We start from the raw sequence: 25,902 nt of genomic DNA on the forward strand, positions 1-25,902 counted from the left end.
CGGTCAGCCGGCGGCGCCGGTGCCGCCGCCGCCCGGGACGTCCGCGGCGCTGTGCATGATCTCGTCGATCAGGCCGTACGCCTTGGCCTCCTCCGGCGTGAACCAGCGGTCGCGGTCGGAGTCCGCGGTGATCTGGTCGAAGGACTGGCCGCTGTGCTGGGCGATCAGCTCCGACATCCGCTTCTTGGTGCGCAGCAGCTGCTCGGCCTGGATCCGGATGTCGGTGGCGGAGCCGCCGAGGCCCGCGGAGGGCTGGTGCATCAGGATGTTGGCGTTCGGCAGCGAGAAGCGCTTGCCCTTCGCGCCCGCGGTCAGCAGGAACTGGCCCATCGACGCCGCCATGCCCATCGCGATGGTGACCACGTCGTTCTTGATGTACTGCATGGTGTCGTAGATCGCCATGCCGGCCGAGATCGAGCCGCCCGGGGAGTTGATGTAGAGGTAGATGTCCTTCTCGGGGTCCGCCGCGAGCAGCAGGAGCTGGGCGGTGATCTTGTTGGCGATGTCGTCGTCGACCTGCTGGCCGAGGAAGATGATGCGCTCGTTGAGCAGCCGGTTGTAGACCTGGTCGCCCAAGCCGCCGCCCACGTCGCCGCCGGCGGCGTGCGGTGCCATCGGGCCAGGCATCTGCATCTGCGGGAACGTCACTTAGCCACCTGCTCAGTCGATCTGCGTGTGTGTCGCTGTCCACCGACCCTAACGCGCAGGCCCCGCCGCTGAATCCCCCACGCAGAACTGTTCGCTGTGAGCGCAGGGTGAGCAGGCCGGACGCGAACGGGCCCGGGCACCGTGGGTGCCCGGGCCCGTTCCCGGTCTGACGCTCCGTCGGCTACCCGACGGTCACGAGGCTCAGGCCTCGGTGGACTCCTCGGCGGCGGCCTCGACGGTCTCCGCGGTCTCGTCCTCGTCGTCCTCGAAGGAGACGGTCTCACCGTTGGTGTCGGTGACCTTGGCGGCCTCGACCACCAGGGCCAGCGCCTTGCCGCGGGCGACCTCGCCGACCAGCAGCTGCACCTGGCCGCCCTGGACGACCTGCTGCGCGAACTGGTCCGGGGTCAGGCCCGAGCCGGCGGCGCGGCGGATGAGGTGCTCGGTGAGCTCCTCCTGGTTGACGCCCAGCTCCTCGTTCTTGACGATCTGGTCCAGCACGAACTGGGTCTTGATGCCCTTCTTCGCCTGCTCCTCGGTGTCCTTCTCGTAGTCCTCGCGGGACTTGTCCTGGGACGCCAGGTAGGTGTCGAGGGTCAGGCCCATCGGCTCCAGCTGGTGGTGCTCGAGGTTGTGCTTGCGGGTGCCGATCTCGTCCGCGAGCAGCTTCTCCGGGTAGTCCATCTCGACCCGGGTGAGCAGCTCGTCGAGGACCTTCTCCTGGGCCTGGGTGGCCTGGTCGAACTCCTTCATCCGCTCGAGGCGCTTGACGGAGTCGGCGCGGAGCTCCTCGATGGTGTCGAACTCGCTCGCCAGCTGCGCGAACTCGTCGTCCAGCTCGGGGAGTTCCTTCTCCTGGACGGTGGTCACGGTGACCGTGACCTCGGAGTCCTGGCCGACCGCCGTGCCGCCCTTGAGGGTGGTGGTGAAGGTCTTGGACTCGCCGGCCGACAGGCCGATCACGGCCTCGTCGATGCCGTCCAGCAGGCGGCCGGAGCCGATCTCGTAGCTCACGCCGGTGGCGGTGCCGTCCTCCGGCACCTCACCGTCGACCTTGGCCTCCAGGTCGATCACCACGACGTCGCCCTCGGCGGCGGCGCGCTCGACGTCCTTCACGGAGCTGAAGCGCTCGCGGAGCTGCTCCAGGGACTTCTCGACGTCCTCGTCGGTGACCTCGATCGGGTCGACCACGACGGCGATCTCGGCGAAGTCGGGCAGGGTGACCTCGGGGCGAACATCGACCTCGGCGGTGAACTTCAGGTCACCGCCGTCGGCCAGGTTCTCGACACCCTCGATCTCGGTGATGTCGGGCTGGCCCAGCACGTCGATCTGGCCCTCGTCGACGGCCTGCGTGTAGAAGCGCGGAAGCGCGTCGTTGACCGCCTCCTCCAGCACCGCGCCCCGGCCGAAGCGCTGGTCGATCACCTTGTTCGGGATCTTGCCCTTGCGGAAGCCCGGAACGGTGACCTGCTGGTTGATCTTCTTGTACGCCGCGTCGAGGCTGGGCTTGAGCTCCTCGAAGGGCACCTCGACGATAAGTCGAACCCGGGTCGGGTTCAGAGTCTCGACGGCGCTCTTCACGGTTGGGTCTCCTAGGGGGCTTGCGGTCAGGGCGATAGGCGGTTGGGGCTGCATTGCTGTCCGTACTACCGCCAGCGATCCATCCTACCGGTACCACGAAAGCGACTGTGCCCGGGCACCGGGTGCGCGCCCCCTCCAACGACAACAGGGCCCCGCCACCGACGAGACCCTGCCGCACACGGTCGGGGTGACCGGATTCGAACCGACGGCCTTCCGCTCCCAAAGCGGACGCGCTACCAACCTGCGCCACACCCCGTGGTGCCGAGCAGAAGAGTACACGTCGGCCCGGCCCCGACCGGGGCGATATCCGCGAGCCGACAACCCCGAAGCGGTGTGCATTCCACCGACCCGACCAGGTACGCTAGCCCAGTCCTCGCCACCGCGACGCGGTGCGGGTGCGCCTGCGCGGGTGTAGCTCAATGGTAGAGCCCCAGTCTTCCAAACTGGTCACGCGAGTTCGATTCTCGTCACCCGCTCCGTCCGGTCAACGGCCCCGACTCCACGACGAGTCGGGGCCGTTGGCGTTTCCGCATCCCGTGAGCGGCCCCGGACAGCCCGATGGGCCCCGCGCGGCGCTGCGCGGGGCCCATCGAGGGGGTGGTGCGGTCGGGTCAGACGTTGACGCCGTGGGCCGCCAGGTAGGCGACGGGGTCGATGTCGGAGCCGTAGTCCGGGGTGGTGCGGATCTCGAAGTGCAGGTGGGGGCCGGTCACGTTGCCGGTGGCGCCGGACAGGCCGATCTGCTGCCCCGCCGTCACGGACTGGCCCGCGGAGACGGAGATCGAGGACAGGTGGGCGTACTGGGCGTACTTGCCGTCGGCCAGCTTGATGACAACCTGGTTGCCGTAGGCGCCGCCGTTGCCCGCGGAGACCACGGTGCCGGCGGCGATCGCCTTGAGGCTGGTGCCGGTGCCGACCGGGAAGTCGATGCCGGTGTGGTAGCCGCTGGACCAGTTGGAGCCCGCCACCTTGTAGCCGGTGGTGACGCTGCCCGGGGCGGGCGCGACGTAACCGGAGGAGGTGGACGCCGAGCCGGTCGACTTGGTGGCGGTCGAGGTGGAGGCCGAGGCCTTCGGGGTCGACTGCTGGGTGGCGGCGGTGCTGCTGGTGGTCGACTTGGTCGACGCCTTCGGGGCGGCCGCGGCCTTGGTGCTCGCGGCGTCCGAGGACGCGGTCGAGGACTTGGCCGAGGACTGCGCCGGGGCGGCGGCCTGGCCGTTGACCGTCAGGTGCTGGCCCGGGTAGATCAGGTTCGGGTTGCCGCCGATGACCGAGCGGTTGTCCTGGTACAGCTTCTCCCAGCCGCCGTTGACGTCCTGCGCCTTGGCGATCTTGGAGAGGGTGTCGCCGGAGACGACCTTGTACGAGTGCGACCCGGCGGCCTGGCTGCCGGTGTCGGAGGTGGTGTCGGCGACGGGGGTGGCGTCGACCGAGACGTTGGCCCACTGGCGGCCGCCGTCCTGGTGGTCGGCGGTGCCGTGCGCGGAGGCGGCGGAGACCGGGAGGCCGATCGCGGCACCGGCCACGCCGGTGGCGATGGCGATGCGGACGATGGTGGTCATGCGCGGCTTGCGGTGCTTGCCCTGAGCGGACATGAAGCGGTTCCTCTCCGACGCCTACGAGGTGAGCTGTCGGGTTCGGGCGAGAGTTGCCCGGCCGCGGAAGGCGGCTTCACCCCGAGCCGGTCCCGTGCGTTCCGGGTCCGGCGTACTACCTGTGGTTCCCCCGCTCCTGCCGTGGCGTGGTCTCTGGTCGGAACCGGGCGGCGGCAGGACTAGGCGTTCCGCTCGGTGGCCTGCCCGGTCGATGTCCGGGCTGCGGAGGAAGCAAAACCCACAGGTCGGGAGGCTGGCAAGCGCCGAAAAGCCCCGTTCCCGGGGTCGGGAAGGGGCTGACGGTCCGCCAGGTCACGCTCCGCCGACGGCGCGCTGCGTTGCGCGTACGGGATCATGACGGTGTGCCTACGAACCGGACACGGCGGGCGACTTCGGCCACCGTGTGCGGTCGGGCGTGGACCCGGCGTGACGAATCGGGTGACCCTGGTCACCCGCGGGCAGGCGGAATCGACGGAACGGGAGTCCTTCCCGTCCGTCGTGGGGCGTCCCGGGGGAGCCGACGGTGCGTCAACCCGCGATCGAGGCGATGGCCTTGGAGACGGAGTTGAGGAACTGCTGGATGGGGCCGGCCATGGTCGACTGGCTGAGCATGAAGCCGAACAGGGCGGCGACGATGGCGTGCCCGCTCTTCAGCTGCTTGTTGCGGATGAAGATGGCGACGATGACGCCGAACAGGACAAGCGCGGAGACGGAGAAGGCCACCGGGACTCACTTCCTCGATTCAAGGCGGGGATTCGGGTTGGAACCGGCGATGGCTCCAGGCGGAAACCGGCCCCTGCCCCCCGTGTCCCCACCACTCCATCCGGACTCAGTGTGGTCGCTCGTGCCTACTGCGTAAAGGACTTGCCCAGTTGCCCGGGACCCGAACCGGGGTGGTGGGACTGATTTTCGCCGACCGCGACGATAGCGGAGGGGTTCTGACGGGGCGTCGGCGGGAGTCGGTCCGCCGCGGCCGCTCCGGCAAACCGCCAGGCAGGCCCGGCATATGTCCATGGCCCGGGCGGGGCAACGGAATTGGCCGAAGATCAACGTCCGGGTTTGACACTCCGTGGACACCCCTCGCTCACCGGGCCTCCGCATCCGAACCGCGCCGCGGGCGTCAGCGGCGCCAGACCAGCAGCACCGCGCGGTCGTCGTTGACGTGCTTGGCGACGGTGTCGATCAGCCGGACCGCGGCGCCGGAGCGGACGCCGACCGGGGCGGTGGCCACCAGCCGGTCGGCCTCGCCCATCAGCCGGTCCATGCCCTCGCCGAGGTCGCGGCCCGGGATCTCCACCATGCCGTCGGTGCACAGCATCAGGACGTCGCCGGGGCCCAGGGTGCCGCGCACCCCTTCGAACTTGGCGCCGTCGTAGACGCCGAGCAGTGGCCCGTCGGCCTCCTTGACCTCCCAGTGGCCGGCCCCGCCCAGCCGGTGCATGCCGGGGAGGTGGCCGGCCGAGAGCAGTTCGTACTCGCCGGTGTCCAGGTCGAGGACCAGGTGGACGGCGGTGGCGAAGCCCTCGGCCCAGTCCTGGCGCAGCAGGTAGCCGTTGGCGGCGGGCAGGAAGTCGTGCGCGGGCAGCGAGCCGAGCAGGCCGCCGAAGGCGCCGGACAGCAGCAGGGCCCGGCTGCCGGCGTCCATGCCCTTGCCGGAGACGTCGGCGAGCACGACTTCGAGCATCCGGCCGCCCGGTCCGGTGCGGGCGGCGACCATGAAGTCGCCGGAGAAGGACTGGCCGCCGGCCGGGCGCAGCGCGGTGTCGGTGTGCCAGCCGTCGGGGAGCTTCGGCATCCGGCCCTGGACCCGGATCCGCTCGCGCAGGTCGAACAGCATGGTGGAGCCGCCGCGCCACGGTACGCCGATCCGGCGGCGGAACTGGGCGACCAGCAGTCCGGCGACGCCGACGGCGCCGACCACCAGGGCGGCGCCGGGGGTGACGCCGTGGGTGTAGGTGTCCGGGCTGTCGCTGGCCACCCTCTCCCCGGTGTGCACCAGGGATTCGGTGACCAGCCCGCCGGCCGCGACGGCGTACAGCAGGACCAGGGTGCCGGGGCGCAGCAGCAGGGCGCCGGCCAGGATCGGCAGCACCAGGGCGGTGGGCGGGGCCCAGTCCGGGGCCACGATGTTCAGCAGGACCAGGGCGGGGACGGCCAGCGCCAGGGCGCCGAACGCCCACCAGTCGGCGCCGTCGCCGCGGAAGTAGTCGACCCCGGTGCGGCGCAGCCTGCGTCGGGCCCGGTACAGCGCCGCGCGCAGCCGGGCCGTCACGGGTTCGCGGGACGGTCTGGGGTCCCGGCCCGTCGCAGTGGGTCGCGCGCTGCCGGCCATGGGGACCGACCTTATCCACCGGCGGTGCGCGCGTCGACGGGGTGGGTGGCACGGAGTGCAGCGGGCGGGGGCGCGGCGGCGGGTTTCGGCCGCCGGGCGGCGCGCGCGGCGGCCGGCGGCCCGGCAATTGGCTCGCTCGGGCGAGGATCTGCTGGTAGGGAGGGGTGCATGACGATTCGACACCCCGAGTTGACCGTGCGGCCGCTGCTCGCCGAGGAGTGGGAGTCCTGGTACGGGACCGTGGACGTGGCCTTCGGCGGTACCCCCGAGCCGCCCGAGGAGCGTTCGCTGTGGCGCGAGTTGACGGAGGTGGAGCGGTCGCTGGCGATCTGCGACGGCGAGCGGATCGTCGGCGGCGGCGGGATCTTCAGCCTGCGCCTGGTGGTGCCGGGCGGCGCGGTGATCCCGCTGGCGGGCGTGACCATGGTGGGCGTGCTGCCGACGCACCGGCGGCGGGGCGCGCTGACGGCGCTGATGCGCCGGCAGTTGGACGACGTGCGGGCCGCCGGTGAGGCGGTGGCGGCGCTGACGGCCTCCGAGCCGGCCATCTACGGCCGGTTCGGCTACGGGCAGGCGACCCGCAAGGTGGCGGTGTCGATGCAGCGCGGCAAGGTCCGGGTGCACACCCCCGAGCGGCAGGGTCAGGTGGTGCTCCGGCTGGCCGATCCGCGGGCCGAACTGCCGCGCTGCGAGGAGCTGTTCGCCCGGCTGGCCACCCGCCGCCCGGGCACCCTGGTGCGGCAGCCCGGCTGGGAGCGGGTCGCGGTGCTGGACGCGCCGGAGTCGCGCGGCGGCTTCTCCCCGCTGCAGCTGGTGCTGGCGGAGGACGCGGAGAGCGGCGAACTGCTCGGCTACGCCCGGTACGCGGTGAAGGGCGAGTTCAACGAGCGCGGCGCGGCCGGGGCGGTGCGGGTGCGGGCGGTGCAGGCGGAGCAGCCCTGGGTGTACGCCCGGCTGTGGGAGTTCCTGCTGGACCTGGACCTGACCGAGCGGGTGGAGGCGCCCAGCCTGCCGCTCGACGACCCGCTGCTGCACCTGGTGTCGGACGTCCGGCACCTGACGCCGCGGCTGGTGGACGCTCTGTACCTGCGGCTGGTGGACCTGCCGCGGGCGCTGACGGCGCGGACGTACGCGCAGCCGGTGGACGTGGTCCTGGAGGTGACCGACGCGTTCTGCCCGTGGAACGCGGGCCGCTGGCGGCTGACCGCTGCGCCGGGCGGGCCGGTGTCCTGCGTGCCGACCGAGGAGCCGGCCGAACTGGAGCTGGACGTGCGGGAGTTGGGAGCGGTGTACCTGGGCGGCGGTTCGCTGGCGGCGCTCGCCGCGGCGGGCCTGGTGCGGGAGCTGCGGCCGGGCGCGCTGGAACCGGCGTCCGGGGCGTTCCGCTCCGCGCTGGAGCCCTGGCTGCCGCACGGCTTCTGACCCGGGAACCGCAGCGCCCGCCCGGGGAGATCCCCGGGCGGGCGCGGTGGGTGCTCGCGGGCTCAGCCCTGCGGGTGGTGCGCCGGGATCGGGGGGAGCTCGCCGGTGGTCTCGTACTCGGAGAGCATCTCGATCCGGCGGGTGTGCCGGGCCTCGCCGCTGTACGGGGTGCTGAGGAAGATCTCGACGAACTTGGTCGCCTCGTCCACGGAGTGCATCCGGCCGCCGACCGAGATCACGTTGGCGTTGTTGTGCTCGCGGCCGAGCGCGGCGGTCTGCTCGCTCCAGGCCAGCGCCGCCCGGACGCCCTTGACCTTGTTCGCGGCGATCGCCTCGCCGTTGCCGGAGCCGCCGATCACCACGCCCAGCGCCTCGGGGTCGGCGGCGGTGCGCTCGGCCGCCCGCAGGCAGAACGGCGGGTAGTCGTCCTCGGCGTCGTAGATGTGCGGGCCGCAGTCGACCGGCTCGTGCCCGGCCCCCTTCAGCCACTCGACGAGGTGGTTCTTCAGTTCGTATCCGGCGTGGTCGGAGCCCAGGTAGACGCGCATGACCACGAGTGTGACATGCCGTCGGGCCCGCTCCCCGACAGGGGCGCGGGCCCGGATCCGGCCGGTGTTCCGTCAGCGGCGGCCGAGCAGCTTCCAGGCGAGCGGCAGGGCGCCCATGGCGAGCACCAGCTTCAGCGTGTCGCCCACCAGGTACGGGTACAGACCGAGGTGCGCGGCCTCGGCCAGCGGGACGTCCAGCGCGAACGCCAGGTACGGCACGCCGACCGCGTAGATCGTCAGGCTGCCGAGCGCCATCGCCCCGGCGGTGGCCAGCGGGCTGCGGTCCGCGCCGCGGCGGGCCAGGGCGCCGGTGAGCGCGGCGGCCAGCACGAAGCCGATCACGTAGCCGAGGGTCGCGAGGCCGGCGCCGGAGCTGCCCTCGGCGAACCACGGCAGGCCGGCCATGCCGGCGAGCAGGTACAGGCCGAGCGAGGCGGCGCCGCGCCGGGCGCCGAGCGCGGTGCCGACCAGCAGTGCGGCGAAGGTCTGCCCGGTCGCCGGCACCGGGGAGCCCGGGACCGGCACCGAGAGCTGCGCGGCCAGGCCGGTCAGCGCGGCGCCGCCGGCCACCAGGGCCAGGTCGCGGGCCCGGGCGCCGAGCCTGGTCGACGGGCTGGGCAGCAGGTCGGCGAGGACGGCGGTGGAGGGTGTCGGCGCGGCGATGGCCATGGCTGCTCCCGGGGTTCCAGTGGTGTCCAGTGCGGATGATCACCTGTGAACCTACGCGGCGTCAGGTGCTTTCCGCCGCGTCGGGCGTGACAAAGCCGACCGGCCCCGGCTTGTCGGATCCGGCCTGTGACCGAGCCCTCACCCGCACCCTGCGCGTCCGCGGCGCTACGCTGCGTCAGGCACCCGTCCGGATACCGGTCCGGCTTTGGGGTGTCCACGCCACATGTCGAATAGTGGACAGCTCCCCGCGAAGGGGTCCGATAGTCGAACAGTCTGGATTCCCCCGCATGACCCGCTCCCCCGCACCCCCGACCGCGCCCGCCCCGGCGACGGCCACCGAGGACACCGGCCTGGCCCACGGCCTGAAGCAGCGCCACCTGTCGATGATCGCGCTCGGTGGCGTGATCGGCGCCGGCCTGTTCGTCGGCTCCGGCTCCGGCATCGCCGCCGCCGGACCGGCCGTGGTGCTCGCCTTCGCCGCCTCCGGCCTGCTGGTGATGCTGGTGATGCGGATGCTCGGCGAGATGTCCGCGGCCCGCCCCGCCTCCGGTTCCTTCTCGGTGCACGCCGACCGGGAGATCGGTCCGTGGGCCGGGTTCACCGTCGGCTGGCTGTTCTGGGTGCTGCTCTGCGTCGGCGTCGCGGTCGAGGCGATCGGCGCGGCCGGCATCGTCTCCGGCTGGCTGCCCGGCGTGCCGTCCTGGGCCTGGGTCGCCGTCTTCATGGCCTTCTTCTGCCTGACCAACCTGGCCGCGGTGCGCAACTTCGGCGAGTTCGAGTTCTGGTTCGCCGCGATCAAGGTGCTCGCCATCTCGGCCTTCCTGGTGATCGGCGTGCTGGCGGTCCTCGGCGTGCTGCCCGGCACCCCCTCCCCCGGCAGCGCCAACCTGACCGGCGACGGCGGCTTCTTCCCCACCGGCGCCAGCGGCCTGGTCACCGGCCTGCTCGCCTCGGTCTTCGCGTACGGCGGTCTGGAGACCGTCACCATCGCCGCCGCCGAGTCGGAGAACCCGCGCCGCAGCGTGGCCCTCGCGGTGCGCACCGCGATGTGGCGGATCGCGCTGTTCTACGTCGGCTCGATGGCGGTCATCGTCACCCTGGTCCCGTGGAACGACCCGTCCGTGGTGAAGCCCGGCCCGTACGTCGCCGTGCTGGACACCTTGGGCATCCCCGGGGCGGCGCAGCTGATGAACGTGGTGGTGCTGATCGCGCTGCTCTCCGCGATGAACGCCAACATCTACGGCTCCTCCCGGATGGCCCACTCGCTGATCGCCCGCGGCCACGGCCCGCGCGCGCTGTCCCGGCTGTCCGGCGGGGTGCCGCGCCGCGCCGTGGTGGCCTCCTGCGCGTTCGGCTTCCTGGCGGTGCTGCTCTCCTACTGGTGGCCGGAGACGGTGTTCAGCTGGCTGCTCAACATGGTCGGCGCCGCCGTGCTGGTGGTCTGGGGCTTCATCTCGGTCGCCCAGCTCCGGATGCGCCGCCACCTGACCGCCGATCAACTCCCGGTCCGGATGTGGGCGTTCCCGTACCTGACCTACCTGGCGCTGGCCGCGATCGCGGCGATCCTGGTGCTGATGACGCTGGACTCCGCCAACCGCATCCAGCTGTACTTCACCGCCGGTCTGACGGTGGCGCTGGCCGTGGTCGGCCACCTGAAGAACCGTCGGCCCGCCGCCTGAGCCTGAGCCCCGGCACGACGGAACCCCGCACCCCCGAGGGGGGTGCGGGGTTCCGCGCGTCGCAGGGCCTACTCGAACGAGGGGCCCGCGGTGCGGGTGCGCTTGATCTCGTAGAAGCCGGGCGTGGAGGCGACCAGGATGGTGCCGTCCCACAGCCGGGCCGCGGCCTCGCCGCGCGGGGTCGGCGTGACGACCGGCCCGAAGAAGGCGACCCGGTCGCCGTCCGGCCCGTCGACGGCGATCACCGGGGTGCCGACGTCCTCGCCGACCAGGCCGATGCCCTCGGCGTGCGAGGCGCGCAGCGCGTCGTCGTACGCGTCGGTGTCGGCGGCGTCGGCCAGCTCCTCCGGCAGGTTCGCGGCGCGCAGCGCGGCCACGATGGTCGCCCGCTCGTTGGGCAGGCCCTGGTTGTGGAAGCGGGTGCCGAGCTCGGTGTAGAGCGGGCCGAGCACCTTGTCGCCGTGCGCCTGGGCGGCGGCGATCAGGACCCGGACCGGACCCCAGCCGGCGGCCAGCAGTTCGCGGTAGCGCTCCGGGAGGTCGTCCCGGTTCTCGTTCAGGACCGACAGGCTCATCACGTGCCAGCGGGTGTCCACCGGGCGGAGCTGCTCGACCTCGAGCATCCAGCGGGAGGTCATCCAGGCCCAGGGGCAGATCGGGTCGAACCAGAAGTCGGCGATCTTGCGGGAGTCTGCGGTCGTCACTGACGGCGTCCTTCGGGTCGGGTGTGGTGGGGGGTGCCCCCCGGAATCCAAACCCGTCGGCGTCCGCGATGATTCCTCCCCCAGTGCAATGGCACAGCACCCCCGGCGTGAAAGGATGCCCCACGGGGTGCCATGAACGCCCCGAAACCGTGTGTTCCGTACAGAGGAGTGCCGCCGTGCCGGGCAAGAACCTGAGCCGTGAGGAGGCCCGCGACCGGGCCGCGATCATCCGGGTGGAGGGCTACCGCGTCCACCTGGACGTGAGTGCGGCGGCCGACCCGGGCCGGCCCACCTTCCGTTCCACCACTCGGATCTCCTTCGACTGCAGCACCCCGGGGGCCTCGTCGTTCGCCGACCTGCTGGCCCCCGAGGTGGTCTCGGTGGAGCTGAACGGGCGCCGGCTCGACCCGGCCGAGGTGTTCGACGGCGCCCGGGTGGCGCTGCCCGCGCTGGCCGCGCGCAACGAGCTGACGGTGGTCGCCGAGTGCGCGTACAGCCGCACCGGCGAGGGCCTGCACCGCTTCGTCGACCCGGCGGACGGCGAGACCTACCTGTACACCCACTACGAGCCGGCCGACGCCCGCCGGGTCTTCGCCAACTTCGAACAGCCCGACCTGAAGGCCCCGTTCGCCTTCACGGTGACCGCCCCCGCGGCCTGGGACGTGTACGCCAACGCGGTGCCCGAGACGGTCACCGCGGACGGCTCCACCCGCACCTGGGAGTTCGCGCCGACCCGCCCGATCTCCACCTACCTGACCGCCGTGGTGGCCGGCCCGTACCACGTGGTGCGCGACCACTACTCGCGCGAACTGCCCGACGGCACCGTGCTGGAGATCCCGCTCGCCGCCACCTGCCGCCGCTCGCTGGCCCCGTACTTCGACGCCGACGAGATCCTCACCGTCACCAAGCAGGGCCTGGACTTCTTCCACCAGGAGTTCGACTACCCGTACCCGTTCGGCAAGTACGACCAGTGCTTCGTCCCGGAGTACAACATCGGCGCGATGGAGAACCCCGGCTGCGTCACCTTCCGCGAGGAGTACGTGTTCCGCTCGAAGGTCACCGAGGCCGCGTACGAGGGTCGCGCCAACGTGATCCTGCACGAGATGGCGCACATGTGGTTCGGCGACCTGGTCACCATGAAGTGGTGGGACGACCTGTGGCTGAAGGAGTCCTTCGCGGACTTCATGGGCGCCTTCGCACAGGTCGAGGTCACCAAGTTCCGCTCCGGCTGGATCACCTTCGCCAACCAGCGCAAGGCCTGGGCGTACCGGCAGGACCAGTTCCCCACCACCCACCCGATCACGGCCGACATCCGCGATCTGGAGGACGCCAAGCTCAACTTCGACGGCATCACCTACGCCAAGGGCGCCTCCGTCCTCAAGCAGCTGGTCGCCTACGTCGGCCGGGACGCCTTCTTCGAGGGCGCCCGCCGGTACTTCAAGCAGCACGCTTATCGCAACACCGTGCTCACCGACCTGCTGGACGCCCTGGAGGAGACCAGCGGCCGCGACCTGCGCACCTGGTCGAAGGCCTGGCTGCAGACCTCCGGCGTAAACACCCTCACCCCGGAGCTGGTGCACGACGCGGAGGGCCGGATCACCGAGCTGGCGATCCGTCAGGACGGCGAGCCGCTGCGCCCGCACCGGATCGCGGTCGGCCTGTACGACCTCGCCGCGGACGGCGCCCTGCTCCGCACCGACCGCTACGAGCTGGACGTCACCGGCGCCCGCACGGTGGTCGCGGAGGCGGCCGGCCGGCCGCTGCCCGCGCTGGTGCTGCTCAACGACGACGACCTGACGTACTGCAAGGTCCGCTTCGACGAGCGCTCGCTGGAGACCCTGCGAACGGGCCTCGGCGACCTCGCCGACGGCGGACCGTCGACCGCGGGCGACGGCGCGCCCAGCCTGGCCCGGGCGCTGGCCTGGTCCGCGGTGTGGAACCTGACCAGGGACGGGCTGATGCCCACCCGCGACTACCTCGACCTGGTGCAGCGCTTCGCCGGCCGGGAGTCCGACATCGGCGTGCTGCAGTCCCTGCACCAGCAGTCCGGCACCGCGCTGGCGGTGTACGCCGACCCGGCCCGCCGCGCCGAGTACGGCACCGCGCTGGCCGAGTGCGCGCTGCGCGAGCTCTCGCTGGCCGCACCCGGCAGCGACCACCAGTTGGCCTGGGCCCGCTTCCTGGCCGACACCGCCAAGCGCGCCGATCACCTGCAGCTGCTGCGCGGCCTGCTCGACGGCACCGGCCGGATCGACGGCCTGACGGTCGACCAGGAACTGCGCTGGACGTTCTGGCTGGCGCTCGCCTCCAACGGCGCCGCCACCACCGAGGAGCTGGCCGCCGAACTCGCCCGCGACAACACCGCCAGCGGCCGTCGCCAGCAGACCCAGTGCCTGGCCGCGCTGCCCACCCCGGGGGCCAAGGCCGCCGCGTGGACCTCGGTGGTCGACTCCGACGAGCTGCCCAACGCCCTGGTCGAGGCCCAGATCGCGGGCTTCAACCGGGCCGGGCACCGGGAGCTGACGGCCGCCTACGCCGCGCCGTACTTCGAGATGCTGGAGTCGATCTGGGCCGAGCGCTCGATCGAGATCGCGATGCGGATCGTCGGCGGCTTCTACCCGCGCTACCGGACCACGCCGGAGACCCTGGCGGCCACCGACGCCTGGCTGGCCGGGCACGCCGGCGCCGCCCCGGCGCTGCGCCGGCTGGTCCTGGAGTGCCGGGACGACCTGGCCCGGGCGCTGCGCGCGCAGGAGTGCGACGCCGAGTAGTCCCGAACAGCGCCGCGTAACGACGAATGGGGCAACTCCCGTCTCTGGAACGGGAGTTGCCCCAAACGCTCGGTGCGCTACTTCAGGGTGGCGGAGGTGAGGCCCGCCTGGACCTGCCGCTGGAAGGACAGGTAGACCACCAGCACCGGGAGCATCGCGATCGTCATGCCGGCGAACAGGCCGGGGAAGTCGCTGGCGTAGCCGGACTGCTGGGCCAGGTTCATCAGGCCCTGGGCCAGCATCGAGTGGTCCGGGTCGTTGCCGGTCTGCTGCTGCATCAGGGTAAGCGGCAGCAGGTACTGGTTCCACTGGCCGAGCACGTTGAAGATGAACACGCTGATCAGGCCGGACTTCGCCATCGGCACCATGACCTGGAAGAACGCCCGGGAGTGCGAGCAGCCGTCGATCATCGCGGCCTCGTGCACGGCGCTCGGCAGCGAGCGGAAGAACGAGTACAGGAAGAACACGGTGAACGGCAGCGAGTACGCCGTGTACACCAGGATCAGGCCCACGTACTGGTTCAGGCCCAGCCAGGGGATCACGTCGCCGAGGTTCTTCACCATGAAGAACAGCGGGACCAGCGCGAGGTACACCGGGAACATCGCGCCGGCGACGAAGAAGTAGTAGATGACCTTGTTGCCGCGGAACTCGTAGCGGGCCAGCACGTAGGCGGCCATCGCGCCGAGCAGCATGGTGAGGGTGAGCGAACCCGCCAGCACGATCACGGTGTTGACGAAGAACGAGCCGATGCCCTTGTCCCAGGCCCGGCCGAAGGCGTCGAAGCTCCAGTGCGAGGGCCAGCTCCAGGCGCTGCCGCCGATCTCGGAGTTGTTCTTGAACGAGCCGAGGACGATCCAGATCAGCGGACCGATGATCAGCAGCGCCCAGAGGGCCAGGAAGCCGTGCGAGAAGACGTTGAGGACTCCCCCGCCGTCCGCGAAGCGCTGGTCCTTGGCGGGCTTGCGCGGCTTGTTGTCCCCGCCGGTGCGCTGGGCCGGGACGCCGGTGGTCGCGTCGGTGTTGGTGCTCATGCCGGGAACCTCAGAACTCGATCTTCTCGCGCCGGGTGACCCGGAGCGAGACGACGGACAGGACCAGGGTGATGAAGAAGATCACCACACCCATGGCACAGGCGTAGCCGGCCTTGCCGAAGGTGACGAAGTTGCGCATCAGCAAGGTCGCCATGATCTCGCTGTGGTGGTCCGGGCCACCGCCGTAGTACGCGCCGGGGGTCATGGTGGAGACCAGCGCGAAGGCGTCCATGGCGGCGATCGCCAGGTAGACCCAGGCGGTCTGGATGGTCTCCCAGAGCAGCGGCAGGGTGATCCTGAAGAAGGTGGTGCCGCGCTTGGCGCCGTCCAGCAGGGCGGCCTCGTAGATGTCCTTCGGGATGCTCTGCATGGCGGCCGAGAACAGCACCAGGTAGAAGCCGACGCCGGACCAGATCAGCACGCCCATGACGCACCACAGGCCGAGGTTGGGGTCGGACAGCCACTGCCAGGGCTGGTTCGGGTCCTCGATGCCGAGCTCGACCAGCACGCCGTTGAGCAGGCCGCCCTGGTCGGTCCGGTAGACGCCCTGGAACAGCACGGACAGGATCGCGACCGACAGCACCTGCGGGAAGAAGAAGACCACCTTGTAGAAGGCGGATCCCCGCACGCCCTGCACGCCGCCGGTGCCGCCCTTGCCGCCCACGTTGAGCATGAAGGCGAAGAACAGCGCCAGCAGGATGGTGACCAGCGGCAGCACGATCAGCAGCAGCAGGTTGTGCTGCAGCGCGTCGAGGAAGACGCTGTCGCCGAACAGCTTCACGTAGTTGTCCAGCCCGACGAAGTTCATCTCGGGCGAGGCGCCTGACCAGTCGGTCAGCGAGTAGCCGAAGGTCTGCAGGTAGGGCCAGATGACCAGGGCGATGTACAGCACGACGGGTACGACGAGGAACCCGAAGATGAAGGGGTACTTACGGTGACGCATGGGAGCTGCTCCTGTCCGCCGACAGCCTGTGGTCAGACAGGCTTGGAACTGCGGTATCGCGTGGAACGACCGGGGCCCGCGAGCGGGCCCCGGTCTTTCGGTGACGAGCCGTCGGCCTGCTGTGGTGTCAGACCTTCTTCGAGGTGGCGGCCTTCACGCGGGCGACCCAGGCCTTCGGGTCGATGCGCTTGTTCATCAGCTCGTTGGTGGCGTTCTGCACCTCTTCGTTGAACGCCGACTGCAGGTCCGGGTAGGTGTAGTTGAAGGTGTTGGTGCCCGCCGCGGACACGGCGGTGGCGGAGGACTTGGTGCCGGGCTTGAGCACCACGTCCGCGCCGATGCCGTCCTTGAGGACGGTGAGCGAGTTGGCGGCCGCGGCGAACTTGCCGGAGCCCTCCTTGGTCAGCATCATGCGGAGGAACTCGAGGCCGCCGTTCTTGTTCTTGGCCTTGGCCGGAACGATGAACGGCTCGCCGGCGCCGGCGCGGACCGCTGCGGCGGGCAGCTTGTCGCCCGGGAGCGACGGCATCGGCAGGAAGGCCATGTCGAAGTCGGCCGGGGTCGCCGCGAGCATCTCGTTCTCCAGCCAGGAGCCGGACGGGATGAAGGCGGCCTTGCCCTGGCACCAGGCGGTCTGCGACTCGGTGTGGGTCATGCCGTTGGTGCCGGGGAGGAGGAAGTCACCCTCCATGATCTTGTAGAACGCGGTGACCGAGGTCAGCACGGCCGGGTCGTCGAACGCCGTCGGGTCACAGGCGTCGATCTTCTTGACCAGGTCCAGGCCGCCCTGCTTGGCGATCAGGTCGAAGATCGCGACGTTCGCGTAGTAGGGGTACTTGCCCTGGTGCGCGAACGGGGCGATGCCGGCGGCCTTGATGGTGCCGCACAGGGTGATGAACTCGTCCCAGGTCTTCGGGACGGTCCAGCCCTTGTCCTTGAAGAGCTTCGCCGAGTACCACAGGCCGAAGACCGTGTAGACGTAGTTCAGCGAGTACATCTTGCCGCTGACCGTGCCCTGCTCGATGGTGCCGGGCAGCAGGACGTCGCGGATCTTCTTGGTCGGGTCGTCCAGGTACGGGGCGTCCAGCAGCACCGTCAGGTCGGTGAGCTGGTTGGCGCCCACCAGGACGTCGATCTTCATCTGCTGGGCGCCCGAGTCGTCGATGACGTCCGGCGGGTTGCCCGCGTTGAAGCGCGGCTGGAGCTTGCCGCTGATCTCCTGGGTGCCCAGGTGGGAGATGGCCGCGCCGGTGTAGGTCTTCTTGTACATGTCCTCGAAGGACTTGGCGTAGTCGTCGCCGTAGCCGCCCTTGAAGATCACGACGTCCAGCGGGTCGCCCGCCTTGACCCCGAACGGGTTCTTGCTGTCGCCGCCGGCCGCCGGGGCGCTCGACTTGGAGTCGCTGCTGCCGGTACCGCCGGCGCAGGCCGCGAGCAGCGAGGTGCCGCCGGCCGCCAGGACGGTGATCGCGGCCGCGCGCTTGAACAGGTCGCGGCGGTTGTACTCAGTTGCAGAGCCCATGCGTGCCCTAACCCCTCAGTTCCAGAAGAGACATGGGCCGGAGCTGACCTGTCGTCAACTCCCGTGGCCCGGAAGGTGCCCAGCGGCGAATGTGCCGGTCAGAGGCGGTGTGATGATGCTGCAAAGGTATAGTCCACTGTTCACTCAGCGGCAATAGTCAGTGGGTCTGATAACAAACCTGACGGTCGAACCGTTGTCGGCGATGCAGCATGTGCAATGTGCAGGAACCCTGCAAATTGCGTGTCCGCGCCACCTTGGACCGAGAATCTAGCGCGTTAGTGTTCGTTTGAACATAGAAATGCGCAGCTTCGCGCATCACGGTTCGGGAACCGTGCTGCGCGAAGCTGCGCGCGGGGGTCTGGCCCTAACGGGTGCTCAGTCCTCCCGGAGTCCCTTGTCCAGGGCGGCGACCAGGCTGCCCTGGCTGTCGTCGTTGTCCAGCGACCAGGCCATCACGCCGCCGAGGTCGTTCTGCGACACGTACCGGGCCTTGCGGGCCAGCAGCTCCGGGGTGTCGTACGTCCAGAACTCGGTGCCGTCGTACTTCCAGGTCGCACCGTGCGCCCGGTCGGTGAAGACCGTGCCCGGCAGGTCCTTGATCTGGTTGTACGGCAGGTTGCCGCCGCGGGACAGCCCGGTCGCCGACTGGTACAGGCCGTCGGCCTTCGGACCGGCCGGCACGCCCGTCCAGCCGTAGCCGTAGAACGGGACGCCCACCACGGCCTTCTTGGCCGGCAGGCCGCGGTCGAGGTAGGTCCGCACCACGCGGTCCACGCTGAGCTGGAGCCCGGAGGCGTCGGCCTTGTCGGTGTACAGGTTGGCGTCGTGGTTGGTCGGGCCCTGGGCCTCCCAGGGGCCGTGCAGGTCGTAGGTCATCAGGTTCAGCCAGTCCACCGACTTGGCGACCTTCTTGACCTCCAGCTGGTCGATCTTGGCCTCGCCGGCCGGGACCGCCGCGGTCAGCAGGTAGTGCGGGCCCTTCTTGCCGGACAGCGCGTCCAGCTGACGGCGGAACTCCTGCATCAGCAGGGTGTAGTTCCTGCCGTCCTCGGGGCGCACTACGTTGCCCCCGTCACCGCCGCCGCCCGGGTACTCCCAGTCGATGTCGATGCCGTCGAACACCCCGGCGCCCGCGCCCGCGCCGCCCTCGGCGGAGCCCAGCTGCGGCAGGTTGCCCTTGAGGTACAGGTCGATGCAGGAGGAGACGAACTTCTTCCGGGACGCGTCGGTCAGCGCGGCGTCGGAGAAGTACTTGGACCAGCTCCAGCCGCCGAGCGAGACCACCGCGCGCAGCTGCGGGTTGGCTGCCTTCAGCTTGCGCAGCTGGTTGAAGTTGCCCTTGAGCGCCTGCTCCGGGGTGTCGGCCACGCCGTCCACCGACTCCTCGGCGCCCACCGGGCGCTGGTAGTCGGCCCAGGCGTCGCCGACGCCGGCGGCGTTGGCCTCGAAGCAGGTGCCGTCGGCGGAGACGTTGCCGAAGGCGTAGTTGATGACGGTCAGCTTGCCGGCCTGGCCGCTGTCCTGGACCTTCTTGGCCGAGAAGCCGCTGTAGATGCCCCACTGGGTGAAGTAGCCGACCCGCTGGCCTTCGAGCCGGTGGTTCTTCTCGTGGGCCTGGGCGGTGGCCGGGGAGACGAGCAGGGCCCCGATGGTCGCGGCGGCGAGGAATGCTGCGGTGCGTCTGGTCATTCCGTGAATCTCTCCGATTCAGCGTCAATTGGTATGGACCATGTGCTGATGGAGAGGTTTAGTCCATTGGGCCCGGAACGCACAAGAGGCCGGACCGCGCGATGCGGTCCGGCCTCCCGGGTGCTACCTGTCGACTCAGCCGATCAGGCTGCGCAGCACGTACTGCAGGATGCCGCCGTTGCGGTAGTAGTCCGCCTCACCGGGGGTGTCGATGCGCACCACCGCGTCGAACTCGACGGTGTCGCCCGCCGCGGCGACCGCCTTGACCTTGACGGTCTTCGGGGTGCGGCCCTCGTTCAGCTCGGTGACACCGGTGAACTCGAAGGTCTCCTCGCCGGTCAGGCCCAGCGAGTCGGCGTTCTGGCCGGCCGGGAACTGCAGCGGCAGGACACCCATGCCGATCAGGTTGGAGCGGTGGATGCGCTCGTAGGACTCGGCGATGACGGCCTTGACGCCGAGCAGCGCGGTGCCCTTGGCCGCCCAGTCGCGGGACGAGCCGGAGCCGTACTCCTTGCCCGCCAGGACGACCAGCGGGGTGCCGGCGGCCTGGTAGTTCTGCGAGGCGTCGTAGATGAACGACACCGGGGCGTCGGCCTGGGTGAAGTCGCGGGTGTAGCCGCCCTCGGTGCCCGGCGCGATCTGGTTGCGCAGGCGGATGTTGGCGAAGGTGCCGCGGATCATGACCTCGTGGTTGCCACGGCGCGAGCCGTAGGAGTTGAAGTCGCGCTTCTCCACACCGTGCTCGGTGAGGTACTGCGCCGCCGGGGTGCCCGGCTTGATGTTGCCGGCCGGGGAGATGTGGTCGGTGGTGACCGAGTCGCCCAGCTTGGCCAGCACGCGGGCGCCGGAGATGTCGGTCACCGGGCTCGGGGTCTTGGCCATGCCCTCGAAGTACGGGGGCTTGCGGACGTAGGTCGACTCGGCGTCCCACTCGAAGGTGTTGCCGGTCGGGACCGGGAGCGACTGCCAGCGGTGGTCGCCCGCGAAGACGTCCTGGTAGCCCTTGTCGAACATGGCCTCGTCGATGGAGCCGGCGACGACGTCGGCGACCTCCTGCTCGGACGGCCAGATGTCGGCGAGGAACACGTCGTTGCCGTCCGCGTCCTGGCCCAGGGCGTCACGGGTGATGTCGACGTTCATGTTGCCGGCGAGGGCGTAGGCGACCACCAGCGGCGGGGAGGCCAGGTAGTTCATCTTGACGTCCGGGTTGATCCGGCCCTCGAAGTTGCGGTTGCCGGAGAGCACCGAGACGACCGCGAGGTCGGCCTCGTTCACCGCGGCGGAGACCTCCTCGGGCAGCGGGCCCGAGTTGCCGATGCAGGTGACGCAGCCGTAGCCGACCAGGTTGAAGCCCAGCTTCTCCATGTACGGGAGCAGGCCGGCCTTCTCGTAGTAGTCCATGACGACCTTGGAGCCCGGCGCCAGGGTGGTCTTGACCCAGGGCTTGACGTGCAGGCCCTTCTCCACGGCCTTCTTCGCCAGCAGGGCGGCGCCCAGCATGACGGAGGGGTTGGAGGTGTTGGTGCAGGAGGTGATCGAGGCGATCACGACCGCGCCGTTGTCGATCTCGTACGAGCTGCCGTCGGGGGCGGTGACGGCGGTCGGCTTCGAGGCCTCGGCGGAGTAGGTCGGCAGCGCCTCGGCGAACTTCGCGGCGGCCTCGGCCAGGATCACCCGGTCCTGCGGGCGCTTCGGGCCGGAGATCGACGGGACGACGGTGGAGACGTCCAGCTCCAGGTACTCGGAGTAGACCGGCTCGACCGACGGGTCGTGCCAGAGGCCCTGCTCCTTGGCGTACGCCTCGACCAGGGCGAGCTGCTGCTCGCTGCGGCCGGTGAGCTTCAGGTAGTTGATGGTCTCGGCGTCGATCGGGAAGATCGCGCAGGTCGAGCCGAACTCCGGCGACATGTTGCCGATGGTGGCGCGGTTCGCCAGCGGGATCGAGGTGACGCCCTCGCCGTAGAACTCGACGAACTTGCCGACCACACCGTGCTTGCGCAGCATCTCGGTGATGGTGAGCACCAGGTCGGTGGCGGTGGTGCCGGCCGGCAGCTGGCCGTTGAGCTTGAAGCCCACCACGCGCGGGATCAGCATCGAGACCGGCTGGCCGAGCATCGCGGCCTCGGCCTCGATGCCGCCGACGCCCCAGCCCAGCACGCCCAGGCCGTTGACCATGGTGGTGTGCGAGTCGGTGCCGACGCAGGTGTCCGGGTACGCCTGGCCGTTGCGGACCATGACGGTGCGGGCCAGGTGCTCGATGTTGACCTGGTGGACGATGCCGGTGCCGGGCGGGACGACCTTGAACTCGTCGAACGCGGTCTGGCCCCAGCGCAGGAACTGGTAGCGCTCCTTGTTGCGGCCGTACTCGATCTCGACGTTCTGGACGAAGGCGTCCGGGGTGCCGAACTTGTCGGCGATGACCGAGTGGTCGATGACCAGCTCGGCCGGCGCCAGCGGGTTGATCTTCGCCGGGTCGCCGCCGAGGTCCTTGACGGCCTCGCGCATGGTGGCCAGGTCGACGACACAGGGGACACCGGTGAAGTCCTGCATGATCACGCGGGCGGGCGTGAACTGGATTTCCTCGCTCGGCTCCGCCGCGGCGTCCCAGCCGCCCAGGGCGCGGATGTGGTCGGCGGTGATGTTGGCGCCGTCCTCGGTGCGGAGGAGGTTCTCCAGCAGGACCTTGAGGCTGTACGGCAGCCGCTCGGAACCCTCGACGGCGGAGAGCTTGAAGATCTCGTACGACTCGTCGCCCACCTGCAGCGAGCTGCGGGCGTCGAAGCTGTTCGCGGACACGACTGACTCCTTCTTGGTCCACCCGGTGATAAGGTAAGCCTTAGCTAACCTGACTGCCGCCGCTTACCGAGCCGAGGATGGAGGCCTGCGCCTCTCGGCAAGTATCTTGACGTCAAGATAAAGCGTACCGCGCAATGTATCTCGATGTCGAGATAAACCATAGTGCATGGGCTCCGCCCGCACCTCACCGGCACGGCCCGCGCCGCGTGTAACGCAACCACCCGCCCCGCGCGTCTGTCCCTCTGTACGGGTGTCGGCGGACCGGAACGGGGCGCGCGGGTGGTGGTGGGGCGGCGCAGGGCGGCCGAGGAGCGGCGCGAGTTCGAGGAGTTCGCGCACAGCCGGGGCGCCGCGCTGTTCCGCACCGCCCTGCTGCTCTGCGGCGACTGGCACCTGGCCGAGGACCTCACCCAGACCGCGCTGGCCCGGATCTACGCCTCCTGGGGGCGCGTGAAGCACGCCGACAGCCCCGCCGCCTACGCGCGCACCGTGCTGGTCCGCTGCTACCTCTCGCACCGCCGGCTGCGCCGCAGCAGCGAACTGCCCGGCCTCGACCTGCTGCCCGAACAGGCCGCCCCCGACCAGGACCCGGCGCTGCGGGTCGCCCTGCTCGCCGCCCTCGCCGAACTGCCGCCCAGGGACCGGGCCGTGCTGGTCCTGCGCTACTGGGAGGACCGCAGCGTCGAGGAGACCGCCGCCGAACTCCGGCTCACCCCCGGCACCGTCCGGGTCCGCGCGCTGCGGGCCCTCACCCGGCTGCGCCGCCAACTCGCCCCGCACCTGGACACCCTGGTGCCGTGACCGGCCCCGCCGCCCTCCCTCCGCGCCGCCCCTCCCACCCACCGAAAGCGAGAGTCCCGATGCCCGAGCAGGAGCTGCGCGACGTCTTCGGGCGGGCGGTCGGCGACGCCGCACCCGACCTCGGGCTGCTGATCGCCGGGGCCGCCGCCGAAGGAAGGGCCCTCCGGGCCCGGCGGCGGGTCGCGCTCGCCGGGACGGTGGCCGCCGTCGCCGCGCTCGCGGTGGCCGGCGGACTGCTGCTGCGCCCGACCGCCCCCGCAGTGACCGCCGCCGCCGGTCCGGAGACGCTCGCCCCCGTCCCCGCGGCGAGCATCTCGCTGCCCCCCGGCAAGACCCTGCTGACCGGCCCGGCCGCCTTCCACACCCTGCTCTCGCTGCTCCCCGAGGGCCTGGGCGCCGACGGCTGGACCGACGACAGCGCCTCCGCCCGGGGCCGGGTGGCGGTCGTGGTGCGCGCCTCGCTGCGCCACGAGCGGACCGCCTCGGCTGCGGACGGCAGCAGCTACGGGGACGTGGGCGCGAGCGACGGGGGTGTCGGCGGGACGGAGGCGGGGGCGGTGGCCGGCAGCGGGCCCGAGAGCGGGAGCGGGGCCGGAACCGTGGAGGCCCGGATCCAGTACCCGGCCACGCCGCCGCAGGGGTCCGCCGGGGGATACGACTGCGCCGGCCACCCGGCCACCGAGGACTGCGCCCCGATCACCGCCCGCCCCGGCACCACCGGCGTGGTCACCACCGCGCGCGACGCCTCCCACCGGATCGTCCGCCGGGTGGACCTGCTGACCCCGGACGGCGTCCGGGTCGTCCTGCTCGCCACCGGCACCGCCGAGCGCGCCCCGCTGATCGACCGCGACACCCTGCTCAAGATGGCGCTGAGTCCGACCTGGCAGCCCGTCATCGGTCTGGACGAGGCCCGGGCGGCGGCGCAGAAGTTCCCGACCGGCCCGCGGCCGGGCAGCTCGCCGGCGCCGGACGCCACCGTCCTGGGCGGCCCCCAGGCGGCGGTCGGCGGTGGGCTACGGTGAACGGGTGATCGTGGTCGACGCCTCTGCGGTGGTGCTGTTCCTCTCCGACCAGGGCCCGCGCGGCGATGCCGCCCGGGCCGCGCTGGCCGCCGACCCCGAGTGGGCGGCTCCCGAGCACGTGGTGATCGAGGTGATGCAGTCCCTGCGCGGGCTGTACCTCGCCAAGCAGCTGACCGCCGAGCAGGTCGCCGAACTCGCCCGCCGGCTGCCCGGACTGACCATCCGCAAGGTCCCGGTGGCCCCGCTGCTCGACCGGATCTGGGAGCTCAAGGACAACCTGACCCCGGACGACGCCGCGTACGTCGCGGTCGCCGAACAGTTCGGCGCCCCGCTGATCACCGCCGACCTGCGGCTGATGCGCGCCAGCGGGCCGCGCTGCGAGATCCGCGGCATCACCGCGACCGGCTGACGGACCGTCGACGGCCGGGTCGCGCCCCGCGTTCCCGTACGGGTGACTGTGTGCGCCGGTGCGGCACGGCGGCGTGCGCAGCGGGGCGGGCGGCGGCCACCGTGGACGGTGTCCCTGACGGCCCGTCGGAAGGTCCGCGATGCCCCTGTCCCCCGCCACCGGTGCGCTGCTGGTGCCGCTCGCCCTGTTGCCGATCAGTCCGCCCGGCGCCGAGGGCCCGGCCGCGCCCACGGCGGACCGGGTGGTGGACGCCCGCTTCGACCGGGCCGACGGCTTCGTCCCGGCCCGCGCGATCACCCACGCGCCGGACCTGGTCCCGTACGGCTCCCAGGTGCGGGTCACCGTCGGACGGGCGGCCGGGCACACCACCGTCTCGGTGGAGCTCGCCGGGGTGGCCGGGCCGCACGAGTTCCCCGCGCACGTGCACACCGGCGGCTGCGGCGCCGACCCGGCGGCCTCCGGCCCGCACTACCAGCAGGTGGCGGGCTCGGAGGCGGCGGACAACGAGGTCCGGATGACGGTGCGCACCGACCCGGGCGGGGCCGGGGTGGCCTCGGCGACCGTCCCCTGGGAGTTCCGGCCGGACGAGGCGCACTCGCTGGTGCTGCACGCGGGCATCCCCGCCGGGCCGCACGCGGCGGCCGACCGGGCGGCGTGCGTGGACGTCGACTTCTGACGCCCGCTCACCTTTCCGGCGCGGTCAGGAGCCGAGGGTCGCGACCAGCACGGCCTTGATGGTGTGCAGGCGGTTCTCGGCCTGGTCGAAGACCACGGAGTGCGCGGACTCGAACAGCTCGTCGGTGCACTCCAGCTCCGCCATGCCGGTGAGCTCGTACATCTGCCGGCCGATCTCGGTGCCGAGGTCGTGGTACGCGGGCAGGCAGTGCAGGAACTTGACCGCCGGGTTCCCGGTGGCGCGCACGGTGTCCATCGAGACCTGGTACGGCTTCAGCAGCGCGATCCGCTCGGCCCAGACCTCCTTGGGCTCGCCCATCGACACCCAGACGTCGGTGTACAGGAAGTCGGCGCCCGCCACGCCCGCCGCCACGTCCTCGGTGAGGGTGATCCGGGCGCCGGTGGTGCCGGCCAGCGCCTCGGCGGCCTTGCGGACCTCCTCGGCGGGCCAGAGCTGCGCCGGGGCGACGATTCGGATGTCCATGCCCAGCAGCGCGCCGGTGATCAGCAGCGAGTTGCCGGTGTTGCAGCGGGAGTCGCCGAGGTAGACCAGCGTGGTCTCGTGCAGCGGCTTGGTGGAGTGCTCCCGGACGGTCAGCACGTCGGCCAGCATCTGGGTGGGGTGCCACTCGTCGGTCAGGCCGTTCCACACCGGGACGCCGGCGTGCGCGGCCAGCTCCTCGACGATCTCCTGGCCGTCGCCGCGGTACTCGATGCCGTCGAACATCCGGCCCAGGACCCGTGCGGTGTCCCTGATCGACTCCTTGTGGCCCATCTGCGAGCCGGCCGGGTCGAGGTAGGTGGTGGACGCGCCCTGGTCGTGGGCGGCGACCTCGAAGGCGCAGCGGGTCCGGGTGGAGGTCTTGGCGAAGATCAGCGCGATGTTCTTGCCGCGCAGCCGGGGCTGCTCGGTGCCCGCGTACTTGGCGGCCTTGAGCTGGGCGGCGAGGTCGACCAGGTGACGGAACTCCTGGGGAGTGAAGTCGAGCTCCTTGAGGAAGTGCCTGTTCCGGAGGTTGAACGCCATACCGGTCTCCTGGGTCGGTCAACGGACTGAGACGGGAA

21 protein-coding genes, 2 tRNA genes and 1 riboswitch are annotated in these 25,902 nt (G+C 71.1%); of the genes, 8 read left to right on the top strand and 15 right to left on the bottom strand.

The annotated features are described in order from the left end of the window. Positions 1-3 precede the first annotated feature (3 nt). The 3 genes from BX266_RS11915 to BX266_RS11925 all read right to left on the bottom strand — a co-directional run bounded on the left by BX266_RS11915 (position 4) and on the right by BX266_RS11925 (position 2,485). On the bottom strand, positions 4-615 hold the full coding sequence (locus BX266_RS11915) for an ATP-dependent Clp protease proteolytic subunit (RefSeq protein ID WP_099907723.1): 612 nt from the start codon (positions 613-615) through the stop codon (positions 4-6). Between the two features lie 234 nt (positions 616-849). Next, positions 850-2,229, bottom strand: coding sequence for a trigger factor (tig, locus tag BX266_RS11920; protein WP_099899208.1), 1,380 nt, complete (start codon positions 2,227-2,229; stop codon positions 850-852). 182 nt (positions 2,230-2,411) lie between these two features. Then, positions 2,412-2,485: transfer RNA gene (locus tag BX266_RS11925), tRNA-Pro, on the bottom strand. A 149-nt stretch (positions 2,486-2,634) separates the two neighbouring features. On the opposite strand from BX266_RS11925, the gene BX266_RS11930 reads away from it, so the two are divergent. Continuing rightward, positions 2,635-2,705 (top strand) — tRNA-Gly (locus BX266_RS11930). Positions 2,706-2,840: 135 nt separating this feature from the next. On the opposite strand, the gene BX266_RS11935 is transcribed toward BX266_RS11930, so the two are convergent. The 3 genes from BX266_RS11935 to BX266_RS11945 form a co-directional block, all read right to left on the bottom strand. Continuing rightward, positions 2,841-3,824, bottom strand: a complete 984-nt coding sequence (locus tag BX266_RS11935; RefSeq protein ID WP_099899210.1) for a LysM peptidoglycan-binding domain-containing M23 family metallopeptidase — start codon at positions 3,822-3,824, stop codon at positions 2,841-2,843. Between the two features lie 5 nt (positions 3,825-3,829). Further along, positions 3,830-3,987: riboswitch (cyclic di-AMP (ydaO/yuaA leader) on the bottom strand. 365 nt (positions 3,988-4,352) lie between these two features. After that, a complete protein-coding gene (locus tag BX266_RS11940) occupies positions 4,353-4,547 on the bottom strand; it encodes a hypothetical protein (RefSeq protein ID WP_099899212.1) in 195 nt (64 codons plus the stop codon). Between the two features lie 397 nt (positions 4,548-4,944). Then, complete coding sequence (locus tag BX266_RS11945; RefSeq protein ID WP_399169482.1) at positions 4,945-6,156, bottom strand: PP2C family protein-serine/threonine phosphatase; 1,212 nt, start codon at positions 6,154-6,156, stop codon at positions 4,945-4,947. A 168-nt stretch (positions 6,157-6,324) separates the two neighbouring features. Between BX266_RS11945 and BX266_RS11950 the strand changes: the two genes are divergently transcribed. Then, on the top strand, positions 6,325-7,578 hold the full coding sequence (locus tag BX266_RS11950) for a GNAT family N-acetyltransferase (protein ID WP_099899214.1): 1,254 nt from the start codon (positions 6,325-6,327) through the stop codon (positions 7,576-7,578). 62 nt (positions 7,579-7,640) lie between these two features. On the opposite strand, the gene BX266_RS11955 is transcribed toward BX266_RS11950, so the two are convergent. After that, on the bottom strand, positions 7,641-8,126 hold the full coding sequence (locus BX266_RS11955; protein ID WP_099899216.1) for a ribose-5-phosphate isomerase: 486 nt from the start codon (positions 8,124-8,126) through the stop codon (positions 7,641-7,643). 72 nt (positions 8,127-8,198) lie between these two features. Further along, a complete protein-coding gene (locus BX266_RS11960; protein ID WP_099899218.1) occupies positions 8,199-8,795 on the bottom strand; it encodes a biotin transporter BioY in 597 nt (198 codons plus the stop codon). Positions 8,796-9,082: 287 nt separating this feature from the next. Here BX266_RS11960 and BX266_RS11965 point away from each other — a divergent pair, with 287 nt between their 5' ends. Further along, entirely contained in the window at positions 9,083-10,474 is a 1,392-nt protein-coding gene (locus tag BX266_RS11965) for an amino acid permease (RefSeq protein WP_099899220.1), read from the top strand. 68 nt (positions 10,475-10,542) lie between these two features. On the opposite strand, the gene BX266_RS11970 is transcribed toward BX266_RS11965, so the two are convergent. Then, on the bottom strand, positions 10,543-11,178 hold the full coding sequence (locus tag BX266_RS11970) for a disulfide bond formation protein DsbA (protein ID WP_099899222.1): 636 nt from the start codon (positions 11,176-11,178) through the stop codon (positions 10,543-10,545). A 176-nt stretch (positions 11,179-11,354) separates the two neighbouring features. Here BX266_RS11970 and pepN point away from each other — a divergent pair, with 176 nt between their 5' ends. After that, positions 11,355-13,949 carry an aminopeptidase N gene (gene pepN, locus BX266_RS11975; protein WP_099899224.1) on the top strand — a complete coding sequence of 865 codons (2,595 nt, stop codon included), beginning with the start codon at positions 11,355-11,357 and terminating at the stop codon, positions 13,947-13,949. A 77-nt stretch (positions 13,950-14,026) separates the two neighbouring features. On the opposite strand, the gene BX266_RS11980 is transcribed toward pepN, so the two are convergent. From BX266_RS11980 to acnA, 5 genes are all read right to left on the bottom strand, one after another. After that, a complete protein-coding gene (locus BX266_RS11980; RefSeq protein WP_099899226.1) occupies positions 14,027-14,980 on the bottom strand; it encodes a carbohydrate ABC transporter permease in 954 nt (317 codons plus the stop codon). A 10-nt stretch (positions 14,981-14,990) separates the two neighbouring features. Continuing rightward, positions 14,991-15,923: a carbohydrate ABC transporter permease gene (locus tag BX266_RS11985; protein WP_099899228.1), complete on the bottom strand. Its 933-nt coding sequence runs from the start codon at positions 15,921-15,923 to the stop codon at positions 14,991-14,993. A gap of 127 nt (positions 15,924-16,050) precedes the next feature. Continuing rightward, complete coding sequence (gene ngcE / locus BX266_RS11990) at positions 16,051-17,445, bottom strand: N-acetylglucosamine/diacetylchitobiose ABC transporter substrate-binding protein (protein WP_099899230.1); 1,395 nt, start codon at positions 17,443-17,445, stop codon at positions 16,051-16,053. Between the two features lie 375 nt (positions 17,446-17,820). Further along, entirely contained in the window at positions 17,821-19,134 is a 1,314-nt protein-coding gene (locus tag BX266_RS11995; RefSeq protein WP_099899232.1) for a glycoside hydrolase family 18 protein, read from the bottom strand. 135 nt (positions 19,135-19,269) lie between these two features. Then, positions 19,270-21,930 carry an aconitate hydratase AcnA gene (gene acnA / locus BX266_RS12000; RefSeq protein ID WP_099899234.1) on the bottom strand — a complete coding sequence of 887 codons (2,661 nt, stop codon included), beginning with the start codon at positions 21,928-21,930 and terminating at the stop codon, positions 19,270-19,272. A 279-nt stretch (positions 21,931-22,209) separates the two neighbouring features. Here acnA and BX266_RS12005 point away from each other — a divergent pair, with 279 nt between their 5' ends. From BX266_RS12005 to BX266_RS12020, 4 genes are all read left to right on the top strand, one after another. Next, positions 22,210-22,731 (top strand): SigE family RNA polymerase sigma factor, encoded by a 522-nt coding sequence (locus BX266_RS12005; protein ID WP_099899236.1) that lies wholly within the window; start codon positions 22,210-22,212, stop codon positions 22,729-22,731. Between the two features lie 59 nt (positions 22,732-22,790). Beyond that, the gene (locus BX266_RS12010; protein ID WP_099899238.1) at positions 22,791-23,753 is read left to right on the top strand and encodes a hypothetical protein; all 963 of its coding nucleotides are present in this window, start codon (positions 22,791-22,793) and stop codon (positions 23,751-23,753) included. A 4-nt stretch (positions 23,754-23,757) separates the two neighbouring features. Beyond that, positions 23,758-24,162 (top strand): type II toxin-antitoxin system VapC family toxin, encoded by a 405-nt coding sequence (locus tag BX266_RS12015; protein ID WP_099907728.1) that lies wholly within the window; start codon positions 23,758-23,760, stop codon positions 24,160-24,162. Positions 24,163-24,301: 139 nt separating this feature from the next. Then, positions 24,302-24,838 (top strand): superoxide dismutase, encoded by a 537-nt coding sequence (locus BX266_RS12020; RefSeq protein WP_099899240.1) that lies wholly within the window; start codon positions 24,302-24,304, stop codon positions 24,836-24,838. A gap of 24 nt (positions 24,839-24,862) precedes the next feature. Here BX266_RS12020 and argF read toward each other — a convergent pair whose 3' ends face one another. Further along, positions 24,863-25,864 (bottom strand): ornithine carbamoyltransferase, encoded by a 1,002-nt coding sequence (argF, locus tag BX266_RS12025; protein ID WP_099899242.1) that lies wholly within the window; start codon positions 25,862-25,864, stop codon positions 24,863-24,865. Positions 25,865-25,902: the final 38 nt, after the last annotated feature.

The sequence above is a fragment of the Streptomyces sp. TLI_171 genome (assembly GCF_003610255.1).
In the GTDB taxonomy this organism is placed as follows: domain Bacteria; phylum Actinomycetota; class Actinomycetes; order Streptomycetales; family Streptomycetaceae; genus Kitasatospora.